This window comes from uncultured Corynebacterium sp. (assembly GCF_937999985.1).
Classification (GTDB): Bacteria; Actinomycetota; Actinomycetes; order Mycobacteriales; family Mycobacteriaceae; genus Corynebacterium.
The window spans coordinates 1-23,670 of sequence record NZ_CALLDG010000113.1; the positions used below are offsets into that span (position 1 = coordinate 1).

Here is a 23,670-nt window from a genome sequence, read left to right on the forward strand (position 1 = left end):
AGATAGAGCAGAACTCCCGGGCCGCCCCCGTGAGGGTGAGGGCCTACAGCAGGGTCAGTGACAGAGGAAAAACAACATTTCCGCTGGACACGCCCAGTTAGCTAAGCAAAACCCCCGAATACCACTGATAGAAACAGACCCGAACCTCCGAAACTTCGGAAGGAATCACATGACAGCACCAGGCACCATCCGCACCCGAGGCCAGCACACCGATCGCGATCGCACCACCGTAGCCGGTCGCGGCGTTGCCGACCGCTCACGCGCCAAGGCTCGCCCGGCGCGCTCTAGCCAGCGCACCGCCGAGCCGACCCGCCGCGGAAGTGCCTGGGATGCCAACCGCACCAGCGCCCCGGGGCGCAGCACTCGCCGCTTCGGCGGTAGCCGGGTGGGCTCGCGCCAGCAGGTCTCGGTCCGCGGACGGCGCATTATTGCCCTGGAGCGTGGGAACCCGAAGCTCACCCGCCGCATCGTGTTGGCGGTGACTGTATTCATCCTCGGTGTGGTTTCCGTGATGGCGCTGTCCGCCGCCACGACTAAGCAGTCGTTCCAGATCGCCGATGCGCAGTCTCGCAGCACCACGTTGGAAAACGAGATCGAGAGTCTGAACCGGGACGTCGCCAACGCGAAGTCCTCCGCCAACATCGCCAAGGAAGCCAGCGAGATGGGCATGGTTACCCCGAAGCAGTCCGGCATTCTGGAGGATCGCGGCGGCAAGATCGAGGAAAGCCGCCCGGCCAACGCTGAAGATGGCAAGGAAGTCGTCGATGTGAACGGCGAAGCCAAGCGTCGTGGCGCAACCAGTGATCCGAATAAGACCGAACGCGTCGAGGGCCTGCACCCGGACCACCCGGTCCTCGCGGGTGACCGCGCCCCGGATGTAAACGTCAGCGGTCCACGTAACAACTCGCAGGGCAACGGTGGTCTGCCGTACTCCGGCGGCCCGGCGGGTCAGGCGCCTGCACCGGCGCCCGCGCCGGCTCCGGCAGCGCCGGCACCTGCTCCTGCTCCCGCTCCAGCGCCCGCGGCGGAGGCGCCGGCCCCGGCACCGCGCTAGATCACCGCGGAAAGCGAACCGAAAACTTCAGACACGCCGGGGCCAACCCCGGCCTGTTTTCGTATTTACGGGGACAATAACCAAGAGTGAATAGAAAGGAGGGCAACCACGTGTCCACACCCAACAACCGCCGCTCCCCGCGGACGGTTGACTCTAACTCGTGGTTGATCCTGGATACCTCCTTCGCGCGTTTTAACAAGCGCGTCCGCCTCGTATTCCTAGTCATCTTCCTGACGGTTCTCGCCCTGATGCTGCGCCTCGTCTGGGTACAACTGGTCGCCGGCCCATCGCTGTCGAATCAAGCACAGATGCAGCGTACCTCGGTGATTACCGAACCAGCTCTGCGCGGAGGCATTACGGATCGCAATGGCCAGGTGCTGGCCTACACCATGGACGCACGCAGCCTCTCTGTACTCCCGAAGCAGGCCGGGGAACACATGCAGGAAAGTCATGAAGAAGATCCCGAGAAGAACCCCGAGCCCAAGCAGCGCATTGAAGACATCGCCAAGCGTCTGCCCGAGATGATCAATAAAGAAGGCGACGATATCGACGAAGACGATATCCGCGACAAACTGACCAGCGATAGGAATTACGAGGTGCTGGTGCGCAACGTCGACCCGGACGTTGCCGAGAAGGTCGGCAAGGAATTCCCCGAGATCACCGTCGAACGCCAGGATCTGCGTCAATATCCCAACGGCGCGGTGGCGCAGAACATGATCGGCAAGATCAGTACCGATAACCAGGGGCAGTTCGGCCTGGAGCTTTCCCAGGATGCGCGCCTGCAGGGCATCAACGGTTCGCGCACCGTGGACATTGGAGGCGATGGCTACCTGATTCCGGGCTCCACCCGCGATGTGCACCCGGCCGTCAACGGCGATTCCTACGAGTTGACCATCGACCTGGACGCGCAGACCTACGTGCAGCAGGCTTTGCAACAGGCGCGGGAGAAGTCGGGCGCAAAGTCGGCCTCGGCCGTCGTGCTGGATTCCAAGACCGGCGAGATTATCGCCATGGGCTCTAGCGACTCCATCGACCCGAACGGGGACATCGAAAAGCAGCTGAAGCGCAAGAAGGTCTTCGGTGACCGCGCCACGGCTGATTCCTTCGAGCCTGGCTCCGTGGCCAAGATCATGACCGCCGCGGCAGCCATCCAGGAGGGCAAGACCACCCCGGATGAGGTGCTAAAGGTTCCCGGCAGCATCGAGATGTCCGGCGTGACAGTGAAGGATGCATGGGACCACGGCGAGGTTCCGTACACCACCACCGGCATCTTCGGTAAGTCCTCGAACGTCGGCACCCTGATGCTCGCCGAGCGAGTGGGCGAGGAGAAGATGTACGAATACTTCCGCAAGTTCGGTGTGGGCCAGACATCGGGCGTGGGGTTGCCGTACGAGGTTGCCGGCTACATGCCGGAGCTGAACCAGTGGTCCGGCGGCACTTTCGCCAACCTGCCGATCGGCCAGGGCATGTCCATGAGCCTGCTGCAAATGACCAGCATCTACCAGGCGCTGGCCAACGACGGCGTGCGCGTGGAGCCCAGGTTGATCAACAAGATCACCACGTCCGACGGCGCGGAGCTGGATTCCGACCCGGCGAAGGAGACCCGCGTGGTCTCCCCGGAGACCGCCCGCACGACCGTGGACATGTTCCGCGCGGTGACGCAGAAGGACGAAACCGGAGTTCAGCAGGGCTCTGGTGCGCCGGCAGCCATCGACGGCTACCAGGTTTCCGGCAAGACGGGCACGGCCCAGCAAGTCGACCCGGACACGGGTGCCTATTCGAACTCCAAGTACTGGATCAACTTCGCGGGTATCGCACCCGCGGACAAGCCGCGCTTCGTGGTGGGCATCATGCTGGATGACCCCGAGCGCGGTACTGACGGGGGCGCGGGTGGCAGCGCGGCGCCTCTGTTCCACGACATCATGGCGTGGATGCTCGACCACTACAACGTGCCGCTGTCCAAGGAAGCAGGACCAAAGCTGATGCTGGAGGCAAATCAATGACATCGTTGAAGCAGCTCGCCGAAATCTGCGGAGGAACCCTCACCGGCCCCTGGGAGGGTGTGGAGGTGAACTCTGCCGCGATCGGTTCTAATGATGTGCAGCCGGGCGGCCTATTCTGTGCTGTTCCTGGTTCGAAGGTCCACGGCGCGACCTTCGCCGCGGATAGCAAGGCCGCCGCCGTTCTTACCGACGCCGCAGGCCAGCGCATTATTGATGACGCCCCTACACCGCTGCCGTGCATTGTCGTCGACGACGTTCGCGAGTGGATGGGCGCGGTGTCTGCGGAGGTTTATGGCCACCCGGCACGCCAGCTGAAGACCATTGGCATCACCGGCACGTCTGGCAAGACCACCACCAGCTACCTGGTGGAAAAGGCTCTGCTGGATTCGGGGCTGCAGGTGGGACTGATCGGCACCACCGGTACCCGCATCAACGGCCAGCCGATTCCGACCTCGCTGACCACTCCGGAGGCTCCCACCCTGCAGGCCCTGCTGGCGCGCATGGTCGCCGAAGGCGCCACGCACCTGGTGATGGAGGTATCCAGCCACGCCCTGCAGCTAGGCCGTGTGCGCGGAGTGCACTTCGACGTGGTGGCGTTTACGAACCTGAGCCAGGACCACCTGGATTTCCACCCGACGATGGAGGACTACTTCCAGGCGAAGGCGCTGCTATTCGAGCGCGTTGAGGACGGGGCCGTGCCGGGCACTGCTGTGATCTGCTGCGAGGACGAGTGGGGCGAGCGCATGCGCGCCATCGCCGCGAAGCACTCGCCGACCGTGGCGCTGTATCCCCAGGGAGGCCACCACGAGGCCGAAACAGGCGGCCCGGTATGGTCCATTGCCTCCGCCGAAGTGGCCCCTAGCGGCCGCCAGCATATTCGCCTGGCCATCGCAGGCGGTGCCGCAACCCGCGAGCTGGATTACAGCATTGGCATGGCCGGTGCCTTCAACCAGGCCAACAGCTTGGTGGCGCTGGCCTGCATCGAGGCAGCTACGGGAGACGCGCTGACCAGCGACAGCGCCGCCGTACAGGCCCTGCAAGACGTGCAGGTGCCCGGCCGCATGCAGCTGGTCGAGGAAGGCCAGGACTTCCTGGCGATGGTTGACTATGCGCACAAGCCGGGCGCTGTTCAGGCCGTGCTGGGTAGCCTGCACGACTACCTGCCGGATCCGGAAGCCCGCATTGGCATCGTCCTCGGGGCCGGCGGAAACCGCGACCACGACAAGCGCGCGATCATGGGCCGCATCGCCGCGGAGCGGGCGGATGCGGTGTTCGTCACGGATGACAATCCCCGGGATGAGGAACCTTCCGCGATTAGGGAGGCTATTTACGCGGGGGCGCGAGAGGGCGTCCAGAAGAAGGAACAAGAACAACCAACAAACGGCGAGACCGTGTGCGAGATTGTGCCCGACCGTGCAGAGGCAATCGCCGCGGCTGTGGCGTGGGCACGCCCCGGAGACGCGGTGGTCGTGGCCGGCAAGGGGCACGAAAAGGGGCAGCTGGTGGCCGGCACGATGCACCCCTTCGACGATGTGGAGGAGCTGGCGGCAGCTCTGCAAAACCGGGTGCGGCAAGAGCGCGAGGCAAATAATGGTGAAGGTAGGCAGAAGCGATGATAGAACTAACAACCCAGAAAATCGCCGAGGTAACGGGCAGCACGCTGATTAACGACGTGGATCCGCAGGCCGTAGTGACCGGCCCGGCGGAGTTCGATTCGCGCAGGATCACCCCGGGCGCGATCTTCATGGCCCTGCCCGGAGCCCGCGCCGACGGGCACGACTTCGCCGACGCTGCACTGCAGAACGGCGCCGCGCTACTGATCGTCGGTCGTCAAGTGGAGCAGCCCGCGCTGCTGGCCGCTCCGGTGGAGGTCAACGAGCAGACCTCCAACGCCACTGCCTTCGAATTCGACGTGGAAGGCCACGGCGCCGCAGTGCTGGCCGCCGTGGACAAGCTCGCGCGCTACAACACCGACGTGCTGGCCGCCGAAGAGGGCATGGTCGTCGTCGGCGTTACTGGTTCCGCGGGCAAGACCTCCACTAAGGACCTGATTGGCGCGGTGCTGCGAGAGGCGGGGGAGACCGTCGCCCCGCCCGGCAGCTTCAACAATGAGATCGGCCTGCCGTACACCGCCCTGCGAGCCGGCCGCGACACGCGCTTCCTCGTCAGTGAGATGTCCGCCCGCGGTGTGGGCCACATCCAGCACCTGACGACCGTCACCCCACCGCGCGTGGGCGTGGTGCTGAACGTCGGCAGCGCCCACCTGGGCGAGTTCGGTTCCCGTCAGGCCATCGCGCAAGCGAAGGGCGAGCTCGTGGAGGCACTGCCAGCCGCCGCCGAGGGTGGCCTGGCCGTACTGAACGCCGACGACGACAAGGTCGCCGCGATGGATAAGCGCACCGCGGCACGCGTTGTGCGCTTCTCCACGGAGGGCGCGACGGGTGCCGCGGGTGTTCCAGCGGATTACTACGCCACCGACATCGAGCTCGATGCCGTGGCCCGCGCCAGCTTTATGCTGCACCACCCGGCAGGTCAGCCAGTGCGCGTGGAGCTTTCGGTGTTCGGCGCCCACCAGGTCTCGAACGCGCTCGCCGCCGCGGCGGTTGGTATCGAGTTGGGTATTGACGCCGCCACGGTTGCGTCCCTGCTGAGCTCTCACGTCGCCGCCAGCGTGAACCGCATGGACGTGCGCACCCGCGAATCCGACGGTGTGACCATCATCAACGACTCCTACAACGCCAACCCCGAATCCATGCGCGCGGGAATCGACGCGCTGGCCTACACGGCCAAGGGGCGCCGCGAGGCGGAAAGCTGGGCCGTGCTGGGGCAGATGGGCGAGCTGGGCGAGGACGCGAGCGACGAGCACGCCGAACTCGGCCACGTTCTGGCGCAACGGCGCATCGACCACGCAGTGATCGTGGGCAACGGGGTGAACCAGCGTGCACTGGCCGAGGCTGCCCGGGAGAGTGGAGTAGAAACGCAGGCCGTCGAGAACATCGACGGTGCGGTGAACTACCTAGATATGAGTTTGAACCCGCAGGATGTGGTGCTGATCAAGGCATCGTATTCAGACGGACTTTGGGCGGTAGCAGAAGGACTGCTCATCGGCGAGGACCAAGGAGCTTAAAAATCCCATGTTGCAAATCTTTATCGCAGGTGCGGTTGCTTTCCTTGTGTCCGTACTGCTGACTCCGGTGCTGATCCGTTGGTTCTCTGCCGAAGGACTGGGCCAGGAGATCCGCGAGGAAGGCCCGAAGTCGCACTTCAAGAAGCGCGGCACCCCCACCATGGGCGGCATCGCCGTGCTGGCGGGCATCGTGTTCGGCTACCTGGTGGCCGTGCTGGTGGGTCTCATAACCACCGGCGCCGGGCCGGGCGTCAGCGGCTGGCTGGTGCTGGGGTTGACGCTTGCCCTGGGCGGGCTGGGCTTTGCCGATGACTACATCAAGCTGGTCAAGGGCCGGAACCTGGGCCTGAACGCGAAGGCGAAGCTCGTGGGGCAGCTGGTTACCGCGATTGTCTTTGGCCTGCTGATCCTGCAGTTCCCGAACGCGCACGGGCTCACCCCGGGCTCCACGCACCTGTCGTTCGTCCGCGATATTGCGACGTTCGACATCGCCATCGGGCCGACCGTCGTGGGCATGGTTCTGTTCCTGATCTTCATCTACGTGGTGATTTCCGCTTGGTCCAACGCAGTGAACCTGACCGACGGCCTGGATGGTCTGGCCAGTGGCGTGACCGCGATGGTCATGGGCACCTACGTGCTGATCACCTTCTGGCAGTTCCGTAACTCCTGCGCTGCCAGCGCAGAGACCGCCTGCTACGCGGTGCGCGACCCGTTGGATCTGTCGATGCTCGCCTCCGCCGGCCTGGGCGCATGCCTGGGCTTCCTGTGGTGGAACGCGGCTCCGGCGAAGATCTTCATGGGCGATACCGGCTCGCTGGCTCTGGGCGGCCTGGTGGCTGGACTTTCCATCACGACCCAGACTGAGCTGCTGATGATCCTGGTCGGCATCATCTTCGTCATCGAGGCCGCTTCCGTGGTGATCCAGGTGATCTCCTTCAAGGCCACCGGCAAGCGCGTGTTCCGCATGGCGCCGATCCACCACCACTTCGAGAACAAAGGGTGGGCGGAGACCACCGTCGTTATCCGCTTCTGGCTGCTGGCCGCGCTGGCGGCGATGTCCGGCTTCGCTATCTTCTACGCGGAGTGGCTCAACGGCGCCAGCTTCTAAGCCTGCCGGTGGCGGGCCCACAAACCCACAATTCGCTAGCAATGTAAGGACAATCCAGCCGTGGAATCGACACCCGCACTTCAACCCGCAGACGCCCTAGAAACCATGCGCACCCAGACCGTTCTGGTCGCGGGCGCGGGCGTGGCCGGGCGGGGCGTGATCTCCATGCTCTGTGCCCTCGGCGCCCGGCTGGTTCTGGTTGCAGACGATAACGCGCAGGCACTTGGCCACATCGCCGACGATGGGGAGACGGAACTGCGGCTCCTGAATGTCTCCGAGGCCATCGACTCCCTAGAAGACCTGGCGCCGAGACTCGTCGTGACCTCCCCGGGGTGGAAACCCGAATCCCCGTTGCTGGCCCGTGCCGCCGAGCTGGGAATCCCCGTGATTGGGGATATTGCCGCAGCCTGGCTGGCGGACCAGGCCGGGGCCTTCGGTGAGCCCCGCACATGGCTGGCGGTGACGGGAACGAACGGTAAGACCACCACCACGGCGATGCTGACCTCCATGCTGATCGCCGATGGGCGCGCTGCCCTGGCCGTGGGCAACATTGGCATCGCCCCTTCCGCTGCCCTGGCTGGCCAGCACCGCGGCGAACCCCGCTCCGACGTCTTCGTCGCCGAGGTGTCCAGCTTTCAGCTGCACTGGGCGCCCATGTTCGAGCCCGCCGTTGGCTGCATTCTGAACCTCGCCGAAGACCACCTGGATTGGCACGGAAGCTACGAAAACTATTGTGCGGACAAGGCTCAAGTCTTGACCGCCGAGGATTCCGTCCTGGCTCTGGACGACTCAGACGTTGTGGCCACCGCACGCGCCCGCGAGGTAGTGGCGCGGCTTGGGTACACGATTCACGATCCTGAAGAGGTGGCGTCACAAAATACGGAACGAGTAGTCGGGGTGCGCGACGGGCGCCTGGTCGAGGTCATCATCGGCGACCCGAGTCAGACGACGGACCTCGCTCCGGCACAGGGCATTAGCCCTCCCGGGCCCGCAGGGCTTGCCGATGCCGCGGCGAGTGCGGCGATGGCGCGCGCCCTGGGCGTGGCACCGGCGGCCATCGAAACCGCGCTGTCCGGATTCAAGGTGCAGGCTCACCGCGGGCAGGTTGTGCTGGAGCACGGAGGCGTTACCTGGATCGATAACTCGAAGGCCACCAACCCGCACGCCGCCGAGGCCGCGCTGCGGGGCCAGCGCAACGTGATCTGGGTTGCCGGCGGGCAGCTGAAGGGGGCCGCGGTCGACGGGCTAATCCGGGCGATCGGCGGCGCCCTCAAGGCAGTGGTGGCCCTTGGCGTGGATCGCGCGGAGCTTGTCGCGGAGGTGTCGCGGCAGCTGCCCGACCTGCCGGTCACTGTTATTGACGCCACCGATCCAGAAGAAGCGATGCGTGCCGTCGCCCGCGCCGCCCACGGGTTGGCGCAACCCGGCGACAGCGTGGTGCTGGCCCCGGCGGCAGCGTCGCTGGATATGTATACCGGCATGAGCCAGCGTGGCGACCTGTTCGCCCAGTATGCGGTGGCATATGCTGGGGCCGATACGGCCGAACAAAAGTCACAAGAGGCTCAAGAGACTCAAGAAGTACAGGAAAGGGGATAGGCGCGCGATGTCCACTCCGACGTCCAATTCGAAGCGCCGGCGCATCCCTGGCGCAGGGGAGAACAGCCCGCACGGTGAGCGACCCGAGCCGGAGCGCAAGACCGCGAACCAGGAATCTGGCGCCGAGCGCGGCCTGGCATCCCTGCACCGCAAGTTCACCGCACAGCTGGCCACCCCGCAGCTGAACTACAAGGTGCTGATGGTCGTCACGGCGTGCCTGACTATCCTGGGGCTCGTCATGGTGCTGTCGTCGTCGATGGTGACTTCCTACGCCAGCGGCGCGAGCGTCTTTGGTGAGTTTATTAAGCAGGCCGTGGTCGTATTCCTCGGATTGGTGGCTATGTGGGGGGCGCTACGGATGCGCCCGGAGACGATTCGCAGGTATTCCCCGTGGCTGCTGGTAGTTGCGATCGTGATGTTGATCGCGGTGCTCATCCCTGGAGTTGGCATCGGCGGCGAAGAGGTCGGTTCTAACTCGTGGATCCGTATTGGCCCCGTTGGCGTGCAGCCCTCTGAGGTGGCGAAGTTAGCGCTGGCGGTGTGGGGCGCAGCGACCGTTTCTTACCGAGCACGCGCTTCGCAGCGCCTTAATACTGGCCTCGGTGCCTTCTTGGCCGTAAGCGCTGCGATTGTGATACTGGTGCTGTTGCAGAAGGACCTCGGCATGATGTTCTCCGTGGGCATCGTGGCCGCCGCGCTTATCTTCTTTGCTGGCGTTGCTCGCCGGGTTATTACCTGGGCGCTGGGGCTAGCCGCGGTGCTCGGCGTGTTCGCGATTACCAGCCAGGCCTTCCGCGGTGATCGCATTAAGACGTGGAAGGACGCCCTGACGCTGAACTTCAGCGAGTCCACGACCCAAGATGCGGCCTACCATTCCCACCAGGGCATTTTGTCTCTGTCTGACGGTGGGATGTTCGGCGTCGGTTTGGGACAATCCCGAGCAAAGTGGTTCTACCTGCCAGAAGCAAAGAATGATTTTATTTTTGCCATTGTGGGCGAGGAACTGGGGCTTCTTGGTGCACTCTTCGTTGTGTTCCTGTTTGGAATGCTGGCCTGGTTCGGGATTCGCACAGCCCTGGCGCAAAAGGATCCTTTCCTGCGGCTGCTGGCGGCAACGCTGACCATCGGTATTTCCGTGCAGGCTTTCTTCAACATGGGCTACGTTGTGGGCCTGCTGCCGGTGACCGGCATCCAGCTGCCACTGATCTCCGCCGGCGGTTCGTCGGCGATCATCACCCTCCTTTCCATGGGGCTGCTGTGCAACTGTGCCCGTAACGAGCCGGAGACGATCTCTTCCATGCAGCACGAAGGCCGCCCACTCATCGACCGCATCCTTCTGCTGCCGGAGCCGCAGGGCTACAAGGCGGGCGAGCAGCGCCGAAATGAGCGCCGCGAGACGGCCTATAGCTACGGCGAGCCGGTTACCCGGCAGCGGGCGAGCGCTGGCCGGGGGAGCCAGGATGTCCGCCGCGAACGCGACCGGGTGGAACAGTCCATCCGCCGCGTCGGCGGCGAGTCGCGCCTACGTGGCTACGATGGAGTGCGAAGGCAGGACTTGCCGCCCACCGCGATACCGAAGCCGATCCCGCGTAGCCGCTACAGCGCGGACGAGGCGGGTCCGCCGAGGGCTCGCAAGACTCGCAGAACTATCGATAACCGACACAGGAGGCGCTAGCCAAAGTGAACCCGAAGCCAGAAGCCGACCGGAAGCTATCAGTCGTCGTTGCCGGCGGCGGAACGGCCGGGCACATTGAACCCGCCATGGCCGTGGCAGAGGCAGTTCGCGCGCAGCGCCCCGACGCGCGTATCACCGCGCTGGGCACCACCCGTGGCCTGGAGACCACCCTGGTGCCGGCACGCGGCTTCGACCTGGAGCTGATCCCGCCGGTGCCGGTGCCGCGCAAGGTGAACAAGGATCTGGCTACGCTGCCGCTGCGCCTGCGCAAGGCTCTGAAGGAGACGAAGCGGGTGCTGCGCGAGGTGGAGGCCGACGTGGTGATCGGCTTCGGCGGCTATGTTTCCGCTCCGGCCTACCTGGCGGCGCGTTCCCTCAAGATTCCCTTCTTCGTCCATGAGGCCAATGCCCGCGCGGGCGTGGCCAACAAGCTGGGCGTGAAGTTGGGCGGAACTGGTCTGGCCGCGGTGGAGGATTCCGGCCTGGACGCCGAGATTGTAGGCATCCCCGTGCGCGAATCCGTGCTGAAGATGGACCGCAAAGCCCTGCGCGCGGAGGCTCGCGAGTTCTTCGGCGTGGATCCGGAAGCTCCGCTGCTGCTGGTCACCGGCGGATCGCAGGGCGCGCGCAGCATCAACAACGCGGTGGTGGATGCGGCGAAGACCCTGCAGGACGCGGGCATCGGGGTGCTGCACGCCTATGGCAAGAAGAACGAAATTGAACTGCCGGCGGAAGTCAAGGAGGGCACGCCTCCCTACGTGGCCGTTCCGTACATCGAGCGTATGGACCTGGCGCTGGCCGCCGCGGACGCGATCCTCTGCCGTTCGGGCGCAATGACGGTTGCTGAGGTCTCCGCCGTCGGCCTGCCGGGAATCTACGTGCCGCTGCCGCACGGCAACGGCGAGCAGGAGCTCAACGTCCGCCCGATCACTCATGCCGGCGGCGGGGTGATCATCAAGGATGCCGAGCTCACCGGCCACCGCGTTTCCCAGGAAGTCATCCCGTTGCTGCGCGACGAAACCCGCTGGCACGCCGCCAGCCTGGCGACGCTCGCCGCGGGCCACAGGGACGCTGCAGAGAAGATCGCCGAGAAGATCATCGCAGCCGCCGAAGCCTAACCCCAGTACAAAGACCATTCCCCCCCTCTTTCCAGAAAGGCATCTTCTTCCACGATGAGCGAGCAGCCTCAGACCACGGACCTTTCCCGCGTTCACATGGTGGGCATTGGCGGTGCCGGCATGTCCGGTATCGCCCGCATCCTGCTGGACCGCGGCTACCAGGTCAGCGGGTCGGACATGAAGGAGTCGCGCAGCATCATGGCGCTGCGCGCGGCCGGTGCACAGATTCAGGTGGGGCACGCGGCAGAAAACCTACGCTTGCTGGGGGAGATGCCCACGGTAGTCGTCACGTCCTTCGCCGCGATTCCGCAGGATAACCCGGAGCTCGTCGGCGCCCGCGAGGCAGGCATTCCGGTGCTCCGCCGCTCCGACATTCTGGCGCTGTTGCTGCAGGATCGCCGTGCTTTCCTGCTGGCGGGTACACACGGCAAGACCTCTACGACATCGATGGCCGTGGCGGCGTTGCAGGCCGCGGGGCAGGATCCCTCTTTCGCCATCGGCGGCCAGCTGAACCGCGCGGGCACGAACGCCCATAACGGCACCGGTGAGATTTTCGTGGCCGAGGCCGACGAGTCCGATGGCTCCTTCCTGTCCTACTCGCCCGAGATCGCGGTGGTCACGAACATCGAGCCCGACCACCTGGATTACTTCAAGACGGAAGCGGCCTACCGGGAGGTCTTCGAGAAGTTCGCTCACCGCATCGTGCCGGGTGGCTTCCTGGTCGCCTGCCTGGACGATCCGGGTTCGGCCGCGCTTGCCGAGAAGCTTATCGCCGGCGCTGAGGCCGGCGAGCCCTTGCCGTTTAGCGTTGTCGGTTATGGCACTGCCGAGGCTTGTGACGCCCACTCTTCCGTGCCCCCAGCAGCGATCATCGAAAGCTCGGAGGTTACCGCCGAGGGCACCGTCTCCGTCCTGCGACTAACTGAGGCCGTGAACGGAGCCGCACAGCAGGGCGCTGGCATCTATTCGCTGCGCGTGGCCATTCCGGGCATCCACATGGTGCTGAACGCCACCGCGGCCGTGCTGGGCAGCGTGCTGCTGGGCGCGGACGTGGAGAAAGTTATCGCGGGCATCGGTGGTTTCGACGGCGTGCGCCGCCGCTTCGAATATCACGGCACTCGCCAGGACGTGGAGGTCTACGACGACTACGCACATCACCCGACTGAAGTCGCGGCCGTCCTGTCGGCCGCACGTCAGCGCGTGGAAGCCCGCGGTGGGCGCATCGTGGCCGTCTTCCAGCCGCACCTTTACTCCCGCACGATCAACTTCGCTGACGAGTTCGCCGAGGCCCTGTCCCTGGCGGATCAGGTGGTGCTGTTGGACATCTTCGGCGCCCGCGAGGAGCCAGTGGAAGGCGTGGATTCGCGCATCATTGGGGACAAGATCGATTCCTCCACCGAGTGCGTGTTTGAGCCCGATTTCTCGCGCGTTGCTGGCGTGGTCGCCGGGCTGGTGCAGCCTGGCGACATGGTACTGACGATTGGCGCGGGCACCGTGACGATGCTGGCGGACGAGATTTTGCTGGAGCTGGACCGTGGTGATCGCGGGTGAGTAGGGCGTCAAGAACAAAAAACAAAAAGAACCAGAACCCGCCGCGTAAGCGCCTGCAGTGGCTGGTCGCGGGGCTCGTCGCACTGGTTGTGCTGCTGGGTGTGCTTGTGTATGCGGCGCCCATCGTAAAGGTGTCGCAGATTGATGTGCAGGGCACGACGAACGCGGATCCGCAGGCGATCCGGGAGGCCAGCGCCATTAATGCGGGCGATAATATGCTGCGCCTGGACATGGCAGAAGCCGCCCAGGGCGTCTCTGCCGTGCCGTGGGTGGAGAAGGTGACCGTTAAGCGCTCCTGGCCCACCACGGTGACGGTCGATGTGACCGAGCATCAGGCCATCGGCTACGTCATGGATGGCGACACGCCACACGTAGTGGATGACAATGGGCAGGTGTTCTTGACGGGTGTGAAGCCTGAAGGGGCTTTCGAGTTTAAGAAGACCAAGGCCGACGATTCCCGAGCTATCGACGCGGCGACGAAGGCGTTGACTGCGCTTTCGGATGATCTGCGCGGGAAGCTGGAGGGGATCGAGGCTGAGTCGGCGGATAGCATTCGCCTCTTTTTCCCTAATCAGGCTGTGTATTGGGGATCGGCAGATAGGGCGGACGAGAAGGCCGAGGCGACCCGCATTGTGCTGGGACGCGAGGGAAATTGGAACGTTTCGAACCCCGCCATGCCTACCGTCAGGCAGGGCTGAAGTGGGAATGAAACCCCAGCTTAAGCTTTAAGTTGAACTTTAAGGATACGACACGCCACCAAAAATGTGCACCGCTAAATGCTTGACGGCTAGGAAGATGGACGCAACAGCAAACCGGTAAACCGCAAAGCACGAAAAATTCTTTAGGAAGGCGGAAAAGCGCACATGACGAATCCTGGAAACCACCTCGCCGAGATCAAGGTGGTCGGTGTCGGCGGCGGCGGCGTAAACGCCGTCAACCGCATGATCGACGAGCAGCTGCAGGGCGTGGAGTTCATCGCCATCAACACCGATGCACAGGCCCTGATGCTGACCGATGCGGACATCAAGCTGGACATCGGCCGCGAGGAGACCCGCGGCCTGGGCGCTGGTGCTAACCCGGACGTTGGCCGCAAGTCCGCCGAGGACCACAAGGATCAGATCGAAGAGATCCTGGCCGGTGCCGACATGGTGTTCGTCACCGCAGGCGAAGGTGGCGGCACCGGCACGGGTGCAGCCCCGGTCGTGGCGAACATCGCGAAGAAGCAGAACGCCCTGACCGTCGGCGTGGTTACCCGCCCCTTCGGCTTCGAGGGCCGTCGCCGCAGCAAGCAGGCCATGGAAGGCATCGAGGCCCTGCGCGAGGTCTGCGACACGCTGATCGTTATCCCCAACGACTCGCTGCTGAAGATGTCCGAGGAACAGCTGTCCATGATGGAGGCCTTCCGCAAGGCCGATGAAGTGCTGCTCAGCGGTGTTGAGGGCATCACCAAGCTGATCACTACCCCGGGTGTGATCAACGTGGACTTCGCCGACGTGCGTTCCGTCATGACCGACGCGGGCTCCGCCCTCATGGGCATCGGCACCGCCCGCGGCGACCAGCGTGCGGTAAAGGCCACCCAGGCGGCTATTAACTCCCCACTGCTGGAGAGCACCATGGAGGGCGCCAAGGGTGTACTGCTTTCCTTCGCTGGCGGCTCCGACTTGGGCCTGCTGGAGGTTTCCCAGGCCGCGGACCTGGTGGAGGAGAAGGCCGACGAGGACGTCAACCTGATCTTCGGTACCATCATCGACGACCAGCTGGGCGACGAGGTCCGCGTGACCGTCATCGCCACCGGCTTCGACGATTCGCCGTCCGCGACATCCAACAACCAGCGTTCCGGTGCGCACCACGCGCAGGAGAGCGCGGATGCGGCTGCAGGCGCCGGCGCTGCACAGTCGACCAACCTGTTCGGCGGCCAGGAGGCTCCGCAGGCTGGCCAGAACTCCCAGTACGCAGTGCAGGGGCAGGAGGCCCCGCAGGCAGGCTCCGCGCAGGCCGATCCGGCCGCACCGCAGGCTGGCACCCAGTCCAGCTTTGCGCAGCGCCGTGGCACCGTGCCGCAGCACGCGCAGCCGGAGCCGCAGACTAACCAGGGTGGCGGCCTGTTCACCTCTGCACCGCAGCAGCCGCAGAACTCCTCCAACTCTGGCGTGGATCTGACTGAGGAAGAGGACGACCTGGATCTGCCGGACTTCAACTAGTCCGCCAGATATAACCTCGCCAGATGCAGCCAGATGCCAAACTAAGGAGCTTGCTTTGAGCCACGACCAGAGCCCGAAGGTGCGGAAGGTTTTCACCGACCGCAACGGTGGGATCTCTACGGGCGCCTACGCCTCGTTCAACCTGGGCGATCACGTGGGCGATGACCCGGCGGCTGTGGCTCACAACCGCCAGCGCCTGGCGGATGTGCTGGGTCTGGACGTGGGGCGCCTGGTGTTCATGGAGCAGATCCACTCGCCGAACGTCACGGAGGTCACCGCCGACCACCTTGTGTCTTCTGCGCCCGCTGAGGCTCCTGCGTCGCCCGTCATCGAGGCTACTGACGCCCTCATTACCACCCTGCGAGGTACTGCGCTGATCGTCCTCACCGCTGACTGCGTTCCGGTTTTGCTGTCCGATGAGGACGCGGGCGTGATCGCTGCGGTTCACGCTGGGCGAATGGGAGCCCGCAACGGAATCCTGCGCCGTACTATTGCCCGCATGGAAGACCTGGGAGCTGTGCCCAGCAACATTCACGCGCTGCTCGGCGCCGCCGCCAGCGGGGAGAACTACGAAGTGCCGCAGGCTATGGCCGCGGATGTGGAGTCCAAGCTTCCCGGCTCGGCAACCACCACCGCCCAGGGCACCCATGGGTTGGACATTCGTGCTGGTCTGACTCGCCAACTGCTCTCCCTCGGAGTGCGCAGCATTGATGCGGACCCGCGCTGCACAATCGACTCGGAGCACGCCGATCGCTTCTTCTCCTACCGCCGGGAGGGGACGACTGGCCGTCAGGCGGGCGTAGTGTGGATGCCATGACGGAGCAGAAGAGCGTGAACCGCGAAAACCAGGTGGCCGATGACCTTCCCGGTGGTTCGGCGAACCTTAGCCCCCGGGCGCAGGAAATTGCTGAGAACCTGGCGCGCGTCAGGCGCCGCATTGCGGTGGCCGGGGGAGCGGATCTGCTGCCCATCACCAAGTTCCACCCTGCTGAGGACGTGAAGCTGTTGACACAGCTGGGCGTCACCGCCGTCGGCGAGAACCGCGAACAGGAAGCGCGCGATAAGCACGCACAGTTGGCAGATACAGGTCTGCAGTTCCACATGGTGGGGCAGGTGCAGACGAAGAAGGCGAACTCCGTTGCGCGGTGGGCAGCCGCCGTGCACACCGTGGATTCGCTGAAGCTGCTGAATGCGCTGGATCGCGGCGCGGGCCTGGCGTTGGAGCGCGGCGATCGAAGCGAACGCCTGCCGGTGCTCCTACAATTCAGCGCCGACGGTGATCCGCAGCGCGGCGGGGCAGTGGAGACGGACATCGACGAACTGGCCGATGCTGTGGCCGCGGCCGAGAACCTGGAGCTGCGCGGGCTGATGACGGTACCGCCTCTGGACGCCGATCCGGCAGCCGTTTTTGCCCGGGGTCGGCAGCTCGTCGAGCGCATCACAGACCGCGTGACGGGCGCTCCCGTGTACTCCGCTGGAATGAGCGGCGACCTGGAGATTGCCATCGCGGAAGGCTCCACGCTGGTGCGTGTCGGTACGGATATAATGGGCGCGCGACCAGTACTTTAAACCACATAGCTGCATACAGTCCTTAACAAGCTAAGAGATTCAACCAACGGAAGGTTCCTACAGAGCAATGTCAGAAAACTTCATGGACAAGACCAAGCGGTTCTTCGGTTTTGATTCCGTGGAAACCTACAACACGGATTACTACAGCGACGGCTACGGCTCCCGCGAGCGCGACCGTGCTGATCGCGCAGACCGCGTTGAGCGTGATGCCCACGAGCCTTCCTACCGTTCCCGTTCTGAGCGTGACTTTGGCGACCGCGCCGAGCGCGGCGGCCGTTATGGCCGTTCCGAGTATGCTGACCGCGCAGAGCGGGGCGACCGCGAGGATCGCTACTCTTCCCGTGGCGGAAGCCACTATTCCGCCTCCTACACGGAAGCTCCGGCGGAGGAGAAGGATCCTTCGGCCTTCGTGTCCTTTACCTTGAGCTCCTACACCCAGGCCGGCGAGCTGGTGGAAAACCTCAAAGCTCGCGAGGTTGTCGTGTTCTCCCTCAGCGGAATGGAAAAGGGCGAGGCAAAGCGAGTACTGGACTTCGCCGCTGGCCTGAGCCGCGGCCTGGATGCACAGCTAAAGAAGCTCAAGGGTGTGCGTAACTTCATTCTGCTGCCGAAGGGCGTGACCCTGGCGCAGGATCAGTTGGATGCCATCGCGGAGACCATCTAGTCTGCGCGCCAGCCGTTTTAGAAGTCTTTTAACTCATAAAGGTCGTTAACCAATAGAGAGCTCATAAGTGAACGAAATCCTGCTTCTGTTGATGTGGCTGATTCGCTTCTACATTCTGATTCTGATCTTGCGCATCATTATCGAAATGATTCAGTCCTTTTCCCGCAATTGGCGCCCGCAGCGATGGTTCAGCATTGTGGCCGAGCCGCTGTTTGTGGTTACAGATCCCCCGGTGAAGGCGCTAAGGAAGTTGATTCCGCCGGTGCAGCTCGGTGGCGTAGGGCTGGATGTCTCCGTACTGGTATTGTTCTTCGGACTGCAGTTGCTGAGCATGCTCTTGGGGGCATTCATTCGCTGATACGGGGAGAGCGCAGCGACCGTACGGTGACGGTACAGTGCCGGTGCAGTGACGGTACGGTGACAGTGCAGTGGAAAACTTTTGTAGGGGGGGGATTATCGGCTACAAAGTTCGCTAGAAGTTCACTAGCGAGGCTGATATCAGCACATCCTTAAAGTTATAAAACTAAGGGGGTGGATGTCGGGGGGAGACGAAGGAAACGGATATTCACAAGCTGTTGTGAATATCCGTTCACGGGGCTAGAATTGGAGACATCTTTGCGGTAAGTGAGTGAGGCTGCGGAGATGTCGTGTGTAGTGACGAAAGCCGCTGCCGGTCGAGAATGTGGGTCTTGGCCGGTGGCGGTTTTCTCATTCCCTTCACCTGTTACATCGTTGGCGCGTTTCTGACGTTACGTGTTCAAGTTAGAAAGTCGGAAAACTTTCGTATGGGGGTGGAACCAGGGGGTGGGGCTCAGCCTGTGGTGTTTATGTGGCTGCAGTAAATTATTGTTGAGGCTGAGCTATACGGTGTTATGCCGTGCTACGCGGCTAATCTCGATCTAAAGTTGAGACTGAACCAGCTTATGCTGGTATGCTTGGTAGCTGTTTCATAAACCATCAATAGTTCATTACTGTTGCGAACGCCTTCGAGCACTTTGAGGCAATCCGAAAGGGAAAGGGACAACCTATGCCACTCACTCCGGCTGATGTGCACAACGTAGCTTTTAGCAAGCCGCCGATCGGCAAGCGTGGTTACAACGAGGACGAGGTCGACCAGTTCCTGGATCTCGTGGAGGACACTCTTGCGGAACTGCAGGACGAGAACTCCGACCTCAAGCTGAAGGTCGAGCAGCTGGAGTCCGGCTCTGCGAATGGCGCTGGTACTGCTGGCGCCGGTGTGGCAGGCGCTGCTGGCGCTTCCCAGGTTGACGAGGCCGCACTGCGTCGTCAGATCGAGTCCGACCTGCGTGGCAAGTTCGAGTCCGAGTACTCCGCGAAGCTGGAGCAGGCTCGCAAGGACGCCCGCGCTGAGGTTCAGGCACAGCAGGGCAAGGCACAGCCGCAGGCCGCTTCCCAGGCGAATGTCGCCGAGATCGAGAAGAAGGTCAAGGCTGACTACGAGGCCAAGCTGAAGGCAGCCGAAGATCGCGCTGCTAAGGCCGAGAAGGCCGCTGAGGATGCCAAGAAGCAGGCTCCGGCCCAGGCTTCCGCAGCTGCTGCCGCTCCGGCCGCCTCCGGCGACGGCAAGTCCGGCGTCGCAACCGCCGAGACCCACATGCAGGCAGCCCGCGTGCTGTCCCTGGCACAGGAGATGGCCGACCGCCTGACCGGCGATGCGAAGGCGGAGTCCAACACCATGCTGGAAGAGGCTCGCGCCACCGCGAAGAAGACCATCGACGACGCGGACAGCAGCTCCAAGAACACCCTGGCGGACGCACAGAAGCGCTCCGAGGCTCAGCTGGCAGATGCGAAGACCCGCTCCGAGAAGATGCTGGCAGACGCGGAGGAGAAGTCCAACGCACAGCTGGCAGACGCAAAGCAGAAGTCCGAGGTCATGATCTCCGACGCTACTGCTCAGTCCCAGGCGCAGATCCGCTCCGCACAGGAGAAGGCAAACGCCCTGCAGGAGGACGCAGAGCGCAAGCACACCGAGATCATGAACACGGTGAAGAAGCAGCAGACCACCCTCGAGGCACGCATCGAGGAGCTGCGCACCTACGAGCGCGAGTACCGCACCCGCCTGAAGACCTTCCTGGAGTCCCAGCTGGAGGAGCTGAACAGCCGCGGCACCGCCGCACCGGCTGGCTCCATCGAGGTCGAGGGCGAAGACAACTAGTAGCCCCAGCGCCTTAGGAAGTAACGATGCTCGTTGCAGCGATCCTCCTGGCGGTTCTCGGCTTTGCGGCTCTCGTAGTTAGCCTCACGATCGGGTCCACCACGTGGGCCTGGATCTGCGTGACCGTGGCTCTGATCGGCGTGGCACTGTTCGTCTACGACCTGATCCGCCACCGCAAGCGCTAAGGACTCGCTAAGGGCTAAGGCTCCTATCCCGCACACGGAAGTGTAGGGTAGGAGCCGTAACTGAATATCCTTCAAAACCACGCATAGATCCGGCCATCACCGGGGAGCGTTCCTGGAAGAACGGTGTCCGCACCTGCTCGCCAAGAGCTGGGGGCGGACATTTATTAGACCCAGGCGGAGTCGCGGCACGTCATCGCCGTAAGAGATGAAGAGGGCGTATCACGAATTACGCCAATCAGGGTGGTACCGCGCAGGGTTTCCTAGCCAATGCGTCCCTGTTTTTCTAGCGAGAACGTCGCCGACAGCAAAACTGTGGGCGTCAATAAAAAGAGCGAAGAAGCAGGTACCACACCATGAGCGAAGCAACCCCAGCAGGCGGCGCCTACCCGCGCGTCGATATGTCCAATGGCGGCTCGACCGCCTTCCCCGCACTCGAAGAGAACGTGCTGAAGTACTGGGAGAAGGACGGCACCTTTAACGAATCCGTTAACTCCCGCGAGGGCAACGAGGAATACGTCTTCTACGACGGCCCGCCCTTCGCCAACGGCCTGCCGCACTATGGCCACCTGCTGACCGGCTACGTCAAGGACATCGTCCCGCGCTACCAGACCATGCAGGGCAAGAAGGTCGCCCGCGTCTTCGGCTGGGACTGCCACGGCCTGCCCGCCGAGCTGGAGGCGGAGAAGCAGCTGGGCATCAAGGATCGCGCCGGCATCGAAGAGATGGGCATGCGCTCCTTCAACGAGTACTGTGCCACCTCCGTGCTGCGCTACACGGACGAGTGGAAGGAATACGTCACCCGCCAGGCGCGCTGGGTGGATTTCGACAACGGCTACAAGACGATGGACCCGGGGTTCATGGAGTCCGTCATGTGGGCCTTCAAGACCCTCTACGACAAGGGCCTGATCTACCAGGGCTTCCGCGTTCTGCCGTACTCCTGGGCGGAGCACACGCCGCTGTCCAACCAGGAGACCCGCCTGGATGATTCCTACAAGATGCGCCAGGACCCGACCATCACGGTGACCTTCCCGATCACCGGCGCGACCGAGGACACTGCCTCTGTGAAGACCCTGGCCGAGCACCCGGAGCTCGCCGATGCCGCGTTTATCGGCTGGACGACCACCCCGTGGACCACGCCGGCGAACCTCGCCCTGGCGGTCCACCCCGAGGTGACCTACGCCGCGGTGCGGATTGGGGATGACGCCATCGGTGCCGACGGCGCCGAGGGCATGCACGGCAAGACCGTGGTGCTGGCCGACGACCTGCGCGGTGCGTATGCCAAGGAGCTGGGGGAGAAGGCCGAGGTTCTGAGCACGTTCACCGGCGCGGAGTTGGAGGGCATGACCTACGAGCCGCTGTTCGGCTACTTCGCCGAGCGTGCGGGCGAGAAGGCTGTGGCCGGCTCAGCCGGCGAGGGTAGCGAGGGCGGCGAAGGCAGCCAGTTCAAGGCGGGTGCCTTCCGCGTGCTGTGCGCCGACTACGTCACCACCGCCGACGGTACCGGTGTGGTCCACCAGGCTCCGGCCTTCGGTGAGGACGATATGTTCACCTGCGAGGCTGCGGGCATCGACCTGGAGATCCCGGTGGACATGGACGGCAAGTTCACCTCCCTGGCACCCGACTACCAGGGTCAGCTGGTCTTCGACGCGAACAAGGCAATCATCAAGGACCTGAAGGCCGCAGGGCGCGTGCTGCGCCACCAGACGATCGAGCACTCATACCCGCACTCCTGGCGCTCCGGCGAGCCGCTGATCTACATGGCTCTGCCGTCCTGGTTCGTGGCCGTGACGAAGTTCCGCGACCGTATGGTGGAGCTGAACCACGAGCAGATCGAGTGGATGCCCTCCCATATCCGCGATGGGCAGTTCGGCAAGTGGCTGGAGGGCGCACGCGACTGGAACATTTCGCGCAACCGCTACTGGGGCGCGCCGATTCCGGTGTGGGTCTCCGACTCTGAGGAGTACCCGCGCATGGATGTCTACGGCTCCCTGGAGGAGTTGGAGCGCGACTTCGGCCGCAAGCCGGCCTCTCTGCACCGCCCGGACATTGATGAGCTGACCCGCCCGAACCCGGACGACCCGACGGGCAAGTCCACCATGCGCCGTGTGCCGGAGGTGCTGGACTGCTGGTTCGAGTCGGGCTCCATGCCGTTTGCGCAGAAGCACTACCCGTTCGAGAACAAGGAGTGGTTCGATACCCACTCCCCGGCGGACTTCATCGTGGAGTACTCCGGCCAGACCCGTGGCTGGTTCTACACCATGCACGTTCTGTCCACCGCACTGTTCGACCGCCCGGCCTTCAAGAAGGTCGTTGCCCACGGCATCGTGCTGGGCGATGACGGGCTGAAGATGAGTAAGTCCAAGGGCAACTACCCGAACGTCAACGAGGTCTTCGACCGCGACGGCTCCGACGCCATGCGCTGGTTCCTGATGAGCTCGCCGATCCTGCGCGGCGGCAACCTGATCGTCACCGAGCAGGGTATCCGCGAGGGCGTGCGCCAGGCAATGCTGCCCATGTGGAATGCGTACTCCTTCCTGCGCCTCTACGCCTCCCAGCCCGCGCAGTACGATACGTCCTCTACCAACGTGCTGGACCGCTACATCCTGGCGAAGCTGCGCGACACTGTGCAGGGCGTGACCGATGCGCTGAATAACACGGACATCGCCACCGCTTGCGACGAGATCCGCTGGTTCTGCGACGCACTGACCAATTGGTACGTCCGCCGTTCCCGCGACCGTTTCTGGGCGGGCGACGCCGTCCACCCCGAGGCCTTCAACACCCTGTACACCGTGCTGGAGACCCTGTGCCGCGCGGCAGCTCCACTGCTGCCGATGACCACCGAGGTGATCTGGCGCGGCCTGACCGGCGAGCGCTCCGTGCACCTGGCGGACTTCCCGAAGGCCGAGAACCTGCCCGCCGACGCAGAGCTGGTCGCCGCCATGGATGCCGTGCGCGCCGTCAGCTCCGCTACGAGTTCCCTGCGCAAGGCACACAAGCTGCGCAACCGTCTGCCGTTGCCGAAGCTGACCGTCGCGCTGCCGAACGCCAGCGCGCTGGAGGAGTTCACGAAGATCATCGCCGACGAGGTGAACGTCAAGCAGGTCGAACTGACCGAGGATGTCGCCCAGGTCGGCGGATTCGAGGTCGTGGTGAACGCCCGCGTGGCCGGGCCGCGCCTGGGCAAGGACGTCCAGCGCGTCATCAAGGCCGTGAAGTCCGGCAACTACACGGTCGACGACGCGGGCGTGGTCACCGCCGACGGTATCGAGCTGCAGGACGGCGAGTTCACCCGCAAGCTCGTCGCTGCTGAGCCCGAGCACACCGCAGAGGTCTCCGGCCAGGACGGCCTGGTGGTGCTGGACACCCAGACCACCCCGGAACTGGAGGCCGAGGGCTGGGCCGCCGACCGCGTGCGCGGCCTGCAGGAGGCCCGCAAGGCCGCCGACCTGCAGATCACCGACCGGATCCACCTGACCCTATCCGTGCCTGCGGACAAGGAAGAGTGGGCGCGCACCCACGCGGATGCGATTGCCAAGGAAGTGCTGGCCACGGACGTGAAGGTGGTCGTCGGTGAGCAGCTCAGCCACGACGTCGCCGACGGCTGCTCGGCTGACATCGCGGTCGCGTCGGTGGCGTCCTAACA

At 64.1% G+C, this 23,670-nt stretch carries 18 protein-coding genes; all 18 read left to right on the forward strand.

Annotated elements, in window-relative coordinates:
* Positions 1–169: 169 nt before the first annotated feature.
* The 18 genes from Q0331_RS05270 to ileS all read left to right on the forward strand — a co-directional run bounded on the left by Q0331_RS05270 (position 170) and on the right by ileS (position 23,668).
* Positions 170–1,054: a hypothetical protein gene (locus tag Q0331_RS05270; protein WP_298075422.1), complete on the forward strand. Its 885-nt coding sequence runs from the start codon at positions 170–172 to the stop codon at positions 1,052–1,054.
* Between the two features lie 86 nt (positions 1,055–1,140).
* Positions 1,141–3,057 carry a penicillin-binding protein 2 gene (locus Q0331_RS05275; RefSeq protein ID WP_298075423.1) on the forward strand — a complete coding sequence of 639 codons (1,917 nt, stop codon included), beginning with the start codon at positions 1,141–1,143 and terminating at the stop codon, positions 3,055–3,057.
* Positions 3,054–4,673, forward strand: coding sequence for a UDP-N-acetylmuramoyl-L-alanyl-D-glutamate--2,6-diaminopimelate ligase (locus Q0331_RS05280; RefSeq protein WP_298075424.1), 1,620 nt, complete (start codon positions 3,054–3,056; stop codon positions 4,671–4,673). The genes Q0331_RS05275 and Q0331_RS05280 overlap by 4 nt, the downstream gene beginning before the upstream one ends.
* Complete coding sequence (gene murF / locus Q0331_RS05285) at positions 4,670–6,184, forward strand: UDP-N-acetylmuramoyl-tripeptide--D-alanyl-D-alanine ligase (RefSeq protein ID WP_298075425.1); 1,515 nt, start codon at positions 4,670–4,672, stop codon at positions 6,182–6,184. Before Q0331_RS05280 ends, murF begins: the two co-directional genes overlap by 4 nt.
* Before the next feature lie 7 nt (positions 6,185–6,191).
* A complete protein-coding gene (gene mraY, locus Q0331_RS05290; protein WP_298075426.1) occupies positions 6,192–7,292 on the forward strand; it encodes a phospho-N-acetylmuramoyl-pentapeptide-transferase in 1,101 nt (366 codons plus the stop codon).
* 105 nt (positions 7,293–7,397) lie between these two features.
* A complete protein-coding gene (murD, locus tag Q0331_RS05295; protein WP_298075427.1) occupies positions 7,398–8,888 on the forward strand; it encodes a UDP-N-acetylmuramoyl-L-alanine--D-glutamate ligase in 1,491 nt (496 codons plus the stop codon).
* A 7-nt stretch (positions 8,889–8,895) separates the two neighbouring features.
* The gene (ftsW, locus tag Q0331_RS05300; protein WP_298075428.1) at positions 8,896–10,563 is read left to right on the forward strand and encodes a putative lipid II flippase FtsW; all 1,668 of its coding nucleotides are present in this window, start codon (positions 8,896–8,898) and stop codon (positions 10,561–10,563) included.
* Between the two features lie 5 nt (positions 10,564–10,568).
* On the forward strand, positions 10,569–11,681 hold the full coding sequence (gene murG / locus Q0331_RS05305; RefSeq protein WP_049049518.1) for an undecaprenyldiphospho-muramoylpentapeptide beta-N-acetylglucosaminyltransferase: 1,113 nt from the start codon (positions 10,569–10,571) through the stop codon (positions 11,679–11,681).
* A gap of 54 nt (positions 11,682–11,735) precedes the next feature.
* Positions 11,736–13,232: a UDP-N-acetylmuramate--L-alanine ligase gene (murC, locus tag Q0331_RS05310; protein ID WP_298075429.1), complete on the forward strand. Its 1,497-nt coding sequence runs from the start codon at positions 11,736–11,738 to the stop codon at positions 13,230–13,232.
* Positions 13,229–13,930: a cell division protein FtsQ/DivIB gene (locus Q0331_RS05315; protein ID WP_298075430.1), complete on the forward strand. Its 702-nt coding sequence runs from the start codon at positions 13,229–13,231 to the stop codon at positions 13,928–13,930. Before murC ends, Q0331_RS05315 begins: the two co-directional genes overlap by 4 nt.
* Before the next feature lie 165 nt (positions 13,931–14,095).
* Positions 14,096–15,433: a cell division protein FtsZ gene (gene ftsZ / locus Q0331_RS05320; RefSeq protein WP_298075431.1), complete on the forward strand. Its 1,338-nt coding sequence runs from the start codon at positions 14,096–14,098 to the stop codon at positions 15,431–15,433.
* Positions 15,434–15,488: 55 nt separating this feature from the next.
* Positions 15,489–16,250, forward strand: coding sequence for a peptidoglycan editing factor PgeF (gene pgeF, locus Q0331_RS05325; RefSeq protein ID WP_298075432.1), 762 nt, complete (start codon positions 15,489–15,491; stop codon positions 16,248–16,250).
* Positions 16,247–17,002: a YggS family pyridoxal phosphate-dependent enzyme gene (locus Q0331_RS05330; RefSeq protein ID WP_298075433.1), complete on the forward strand. Its 756-nt coding sequence runs from the start codon at positions 16,247–16,249 to the stop codon at positions 17,000–17,002. Before pgeF ends, Q0331_RS05330 begins: the two co-directional genes overlap by 4 nt.
* A gap of 67 nt (positions 17,003–17,069) precedes the next feature.
* On the forward strand, positions 17,070–17,666 hold the full coding sequence (gene sepF, locus Q0331_RS05335; RefSeq protein WP_298075434.1) for a cell division protein SepF: 597 nt from the start codon (positions 17,070–17,072) through the stop codon (positions 17,664–17,666).
* 67 nt (positions 17,667–17,733) lie between these two features.
* Positions 17,734–18,024 carry a YggT family protein gene (locus Q0331_RS05340; protein WP_035005451.1) on the forward strand — a complete coding sequence of 97 codons (291 nt, stop codon included), beginning with the start codon at positions 17,734–17,736 and terminating at the stop codon, positions 18,022–18,024.
* Between the two features lie 669 nt (positions 18,025–18,693).
* The gene (locus Q0331_RS05345; protein ID WP_298075435.1) at positions 18,694–19,842 is read left to right on the forward strand and encodes a DivIVA domain-containing protein; all 1,149 of its coding nucleotides are present in this window, start codon (positions 18,694–18,696) and stop codon (positions 19,840–19,842) included.
* A 26-nt stretch (positions 19,843–19,868) separates the two neighbouring features.
* A complete protein-coding gene (locus tag Q0331_RS05350) occupies positions 19,869–20,027 on the forward strand; it encodes a hypothetical protein (RefSeq protein ID WP_298075436.1) in 159 nt (52 codons plus the stop codon).
* 353 nt (positions 20,028–20,380) lie between these two features.
* Positions 20,381–23,668, forward strand: coding sequence for an isoleucine--tRNA ligase (gene ileS / locus Q0331_RS05355; protein WP_298075437.1), 3,288 nt, complete (start codon positions 20,381–20,383; stop codon positions 23,666–23,668).
* The last annotated feature ends 2 nt before the right edge of the window (positions 23,669–23,670 follow it).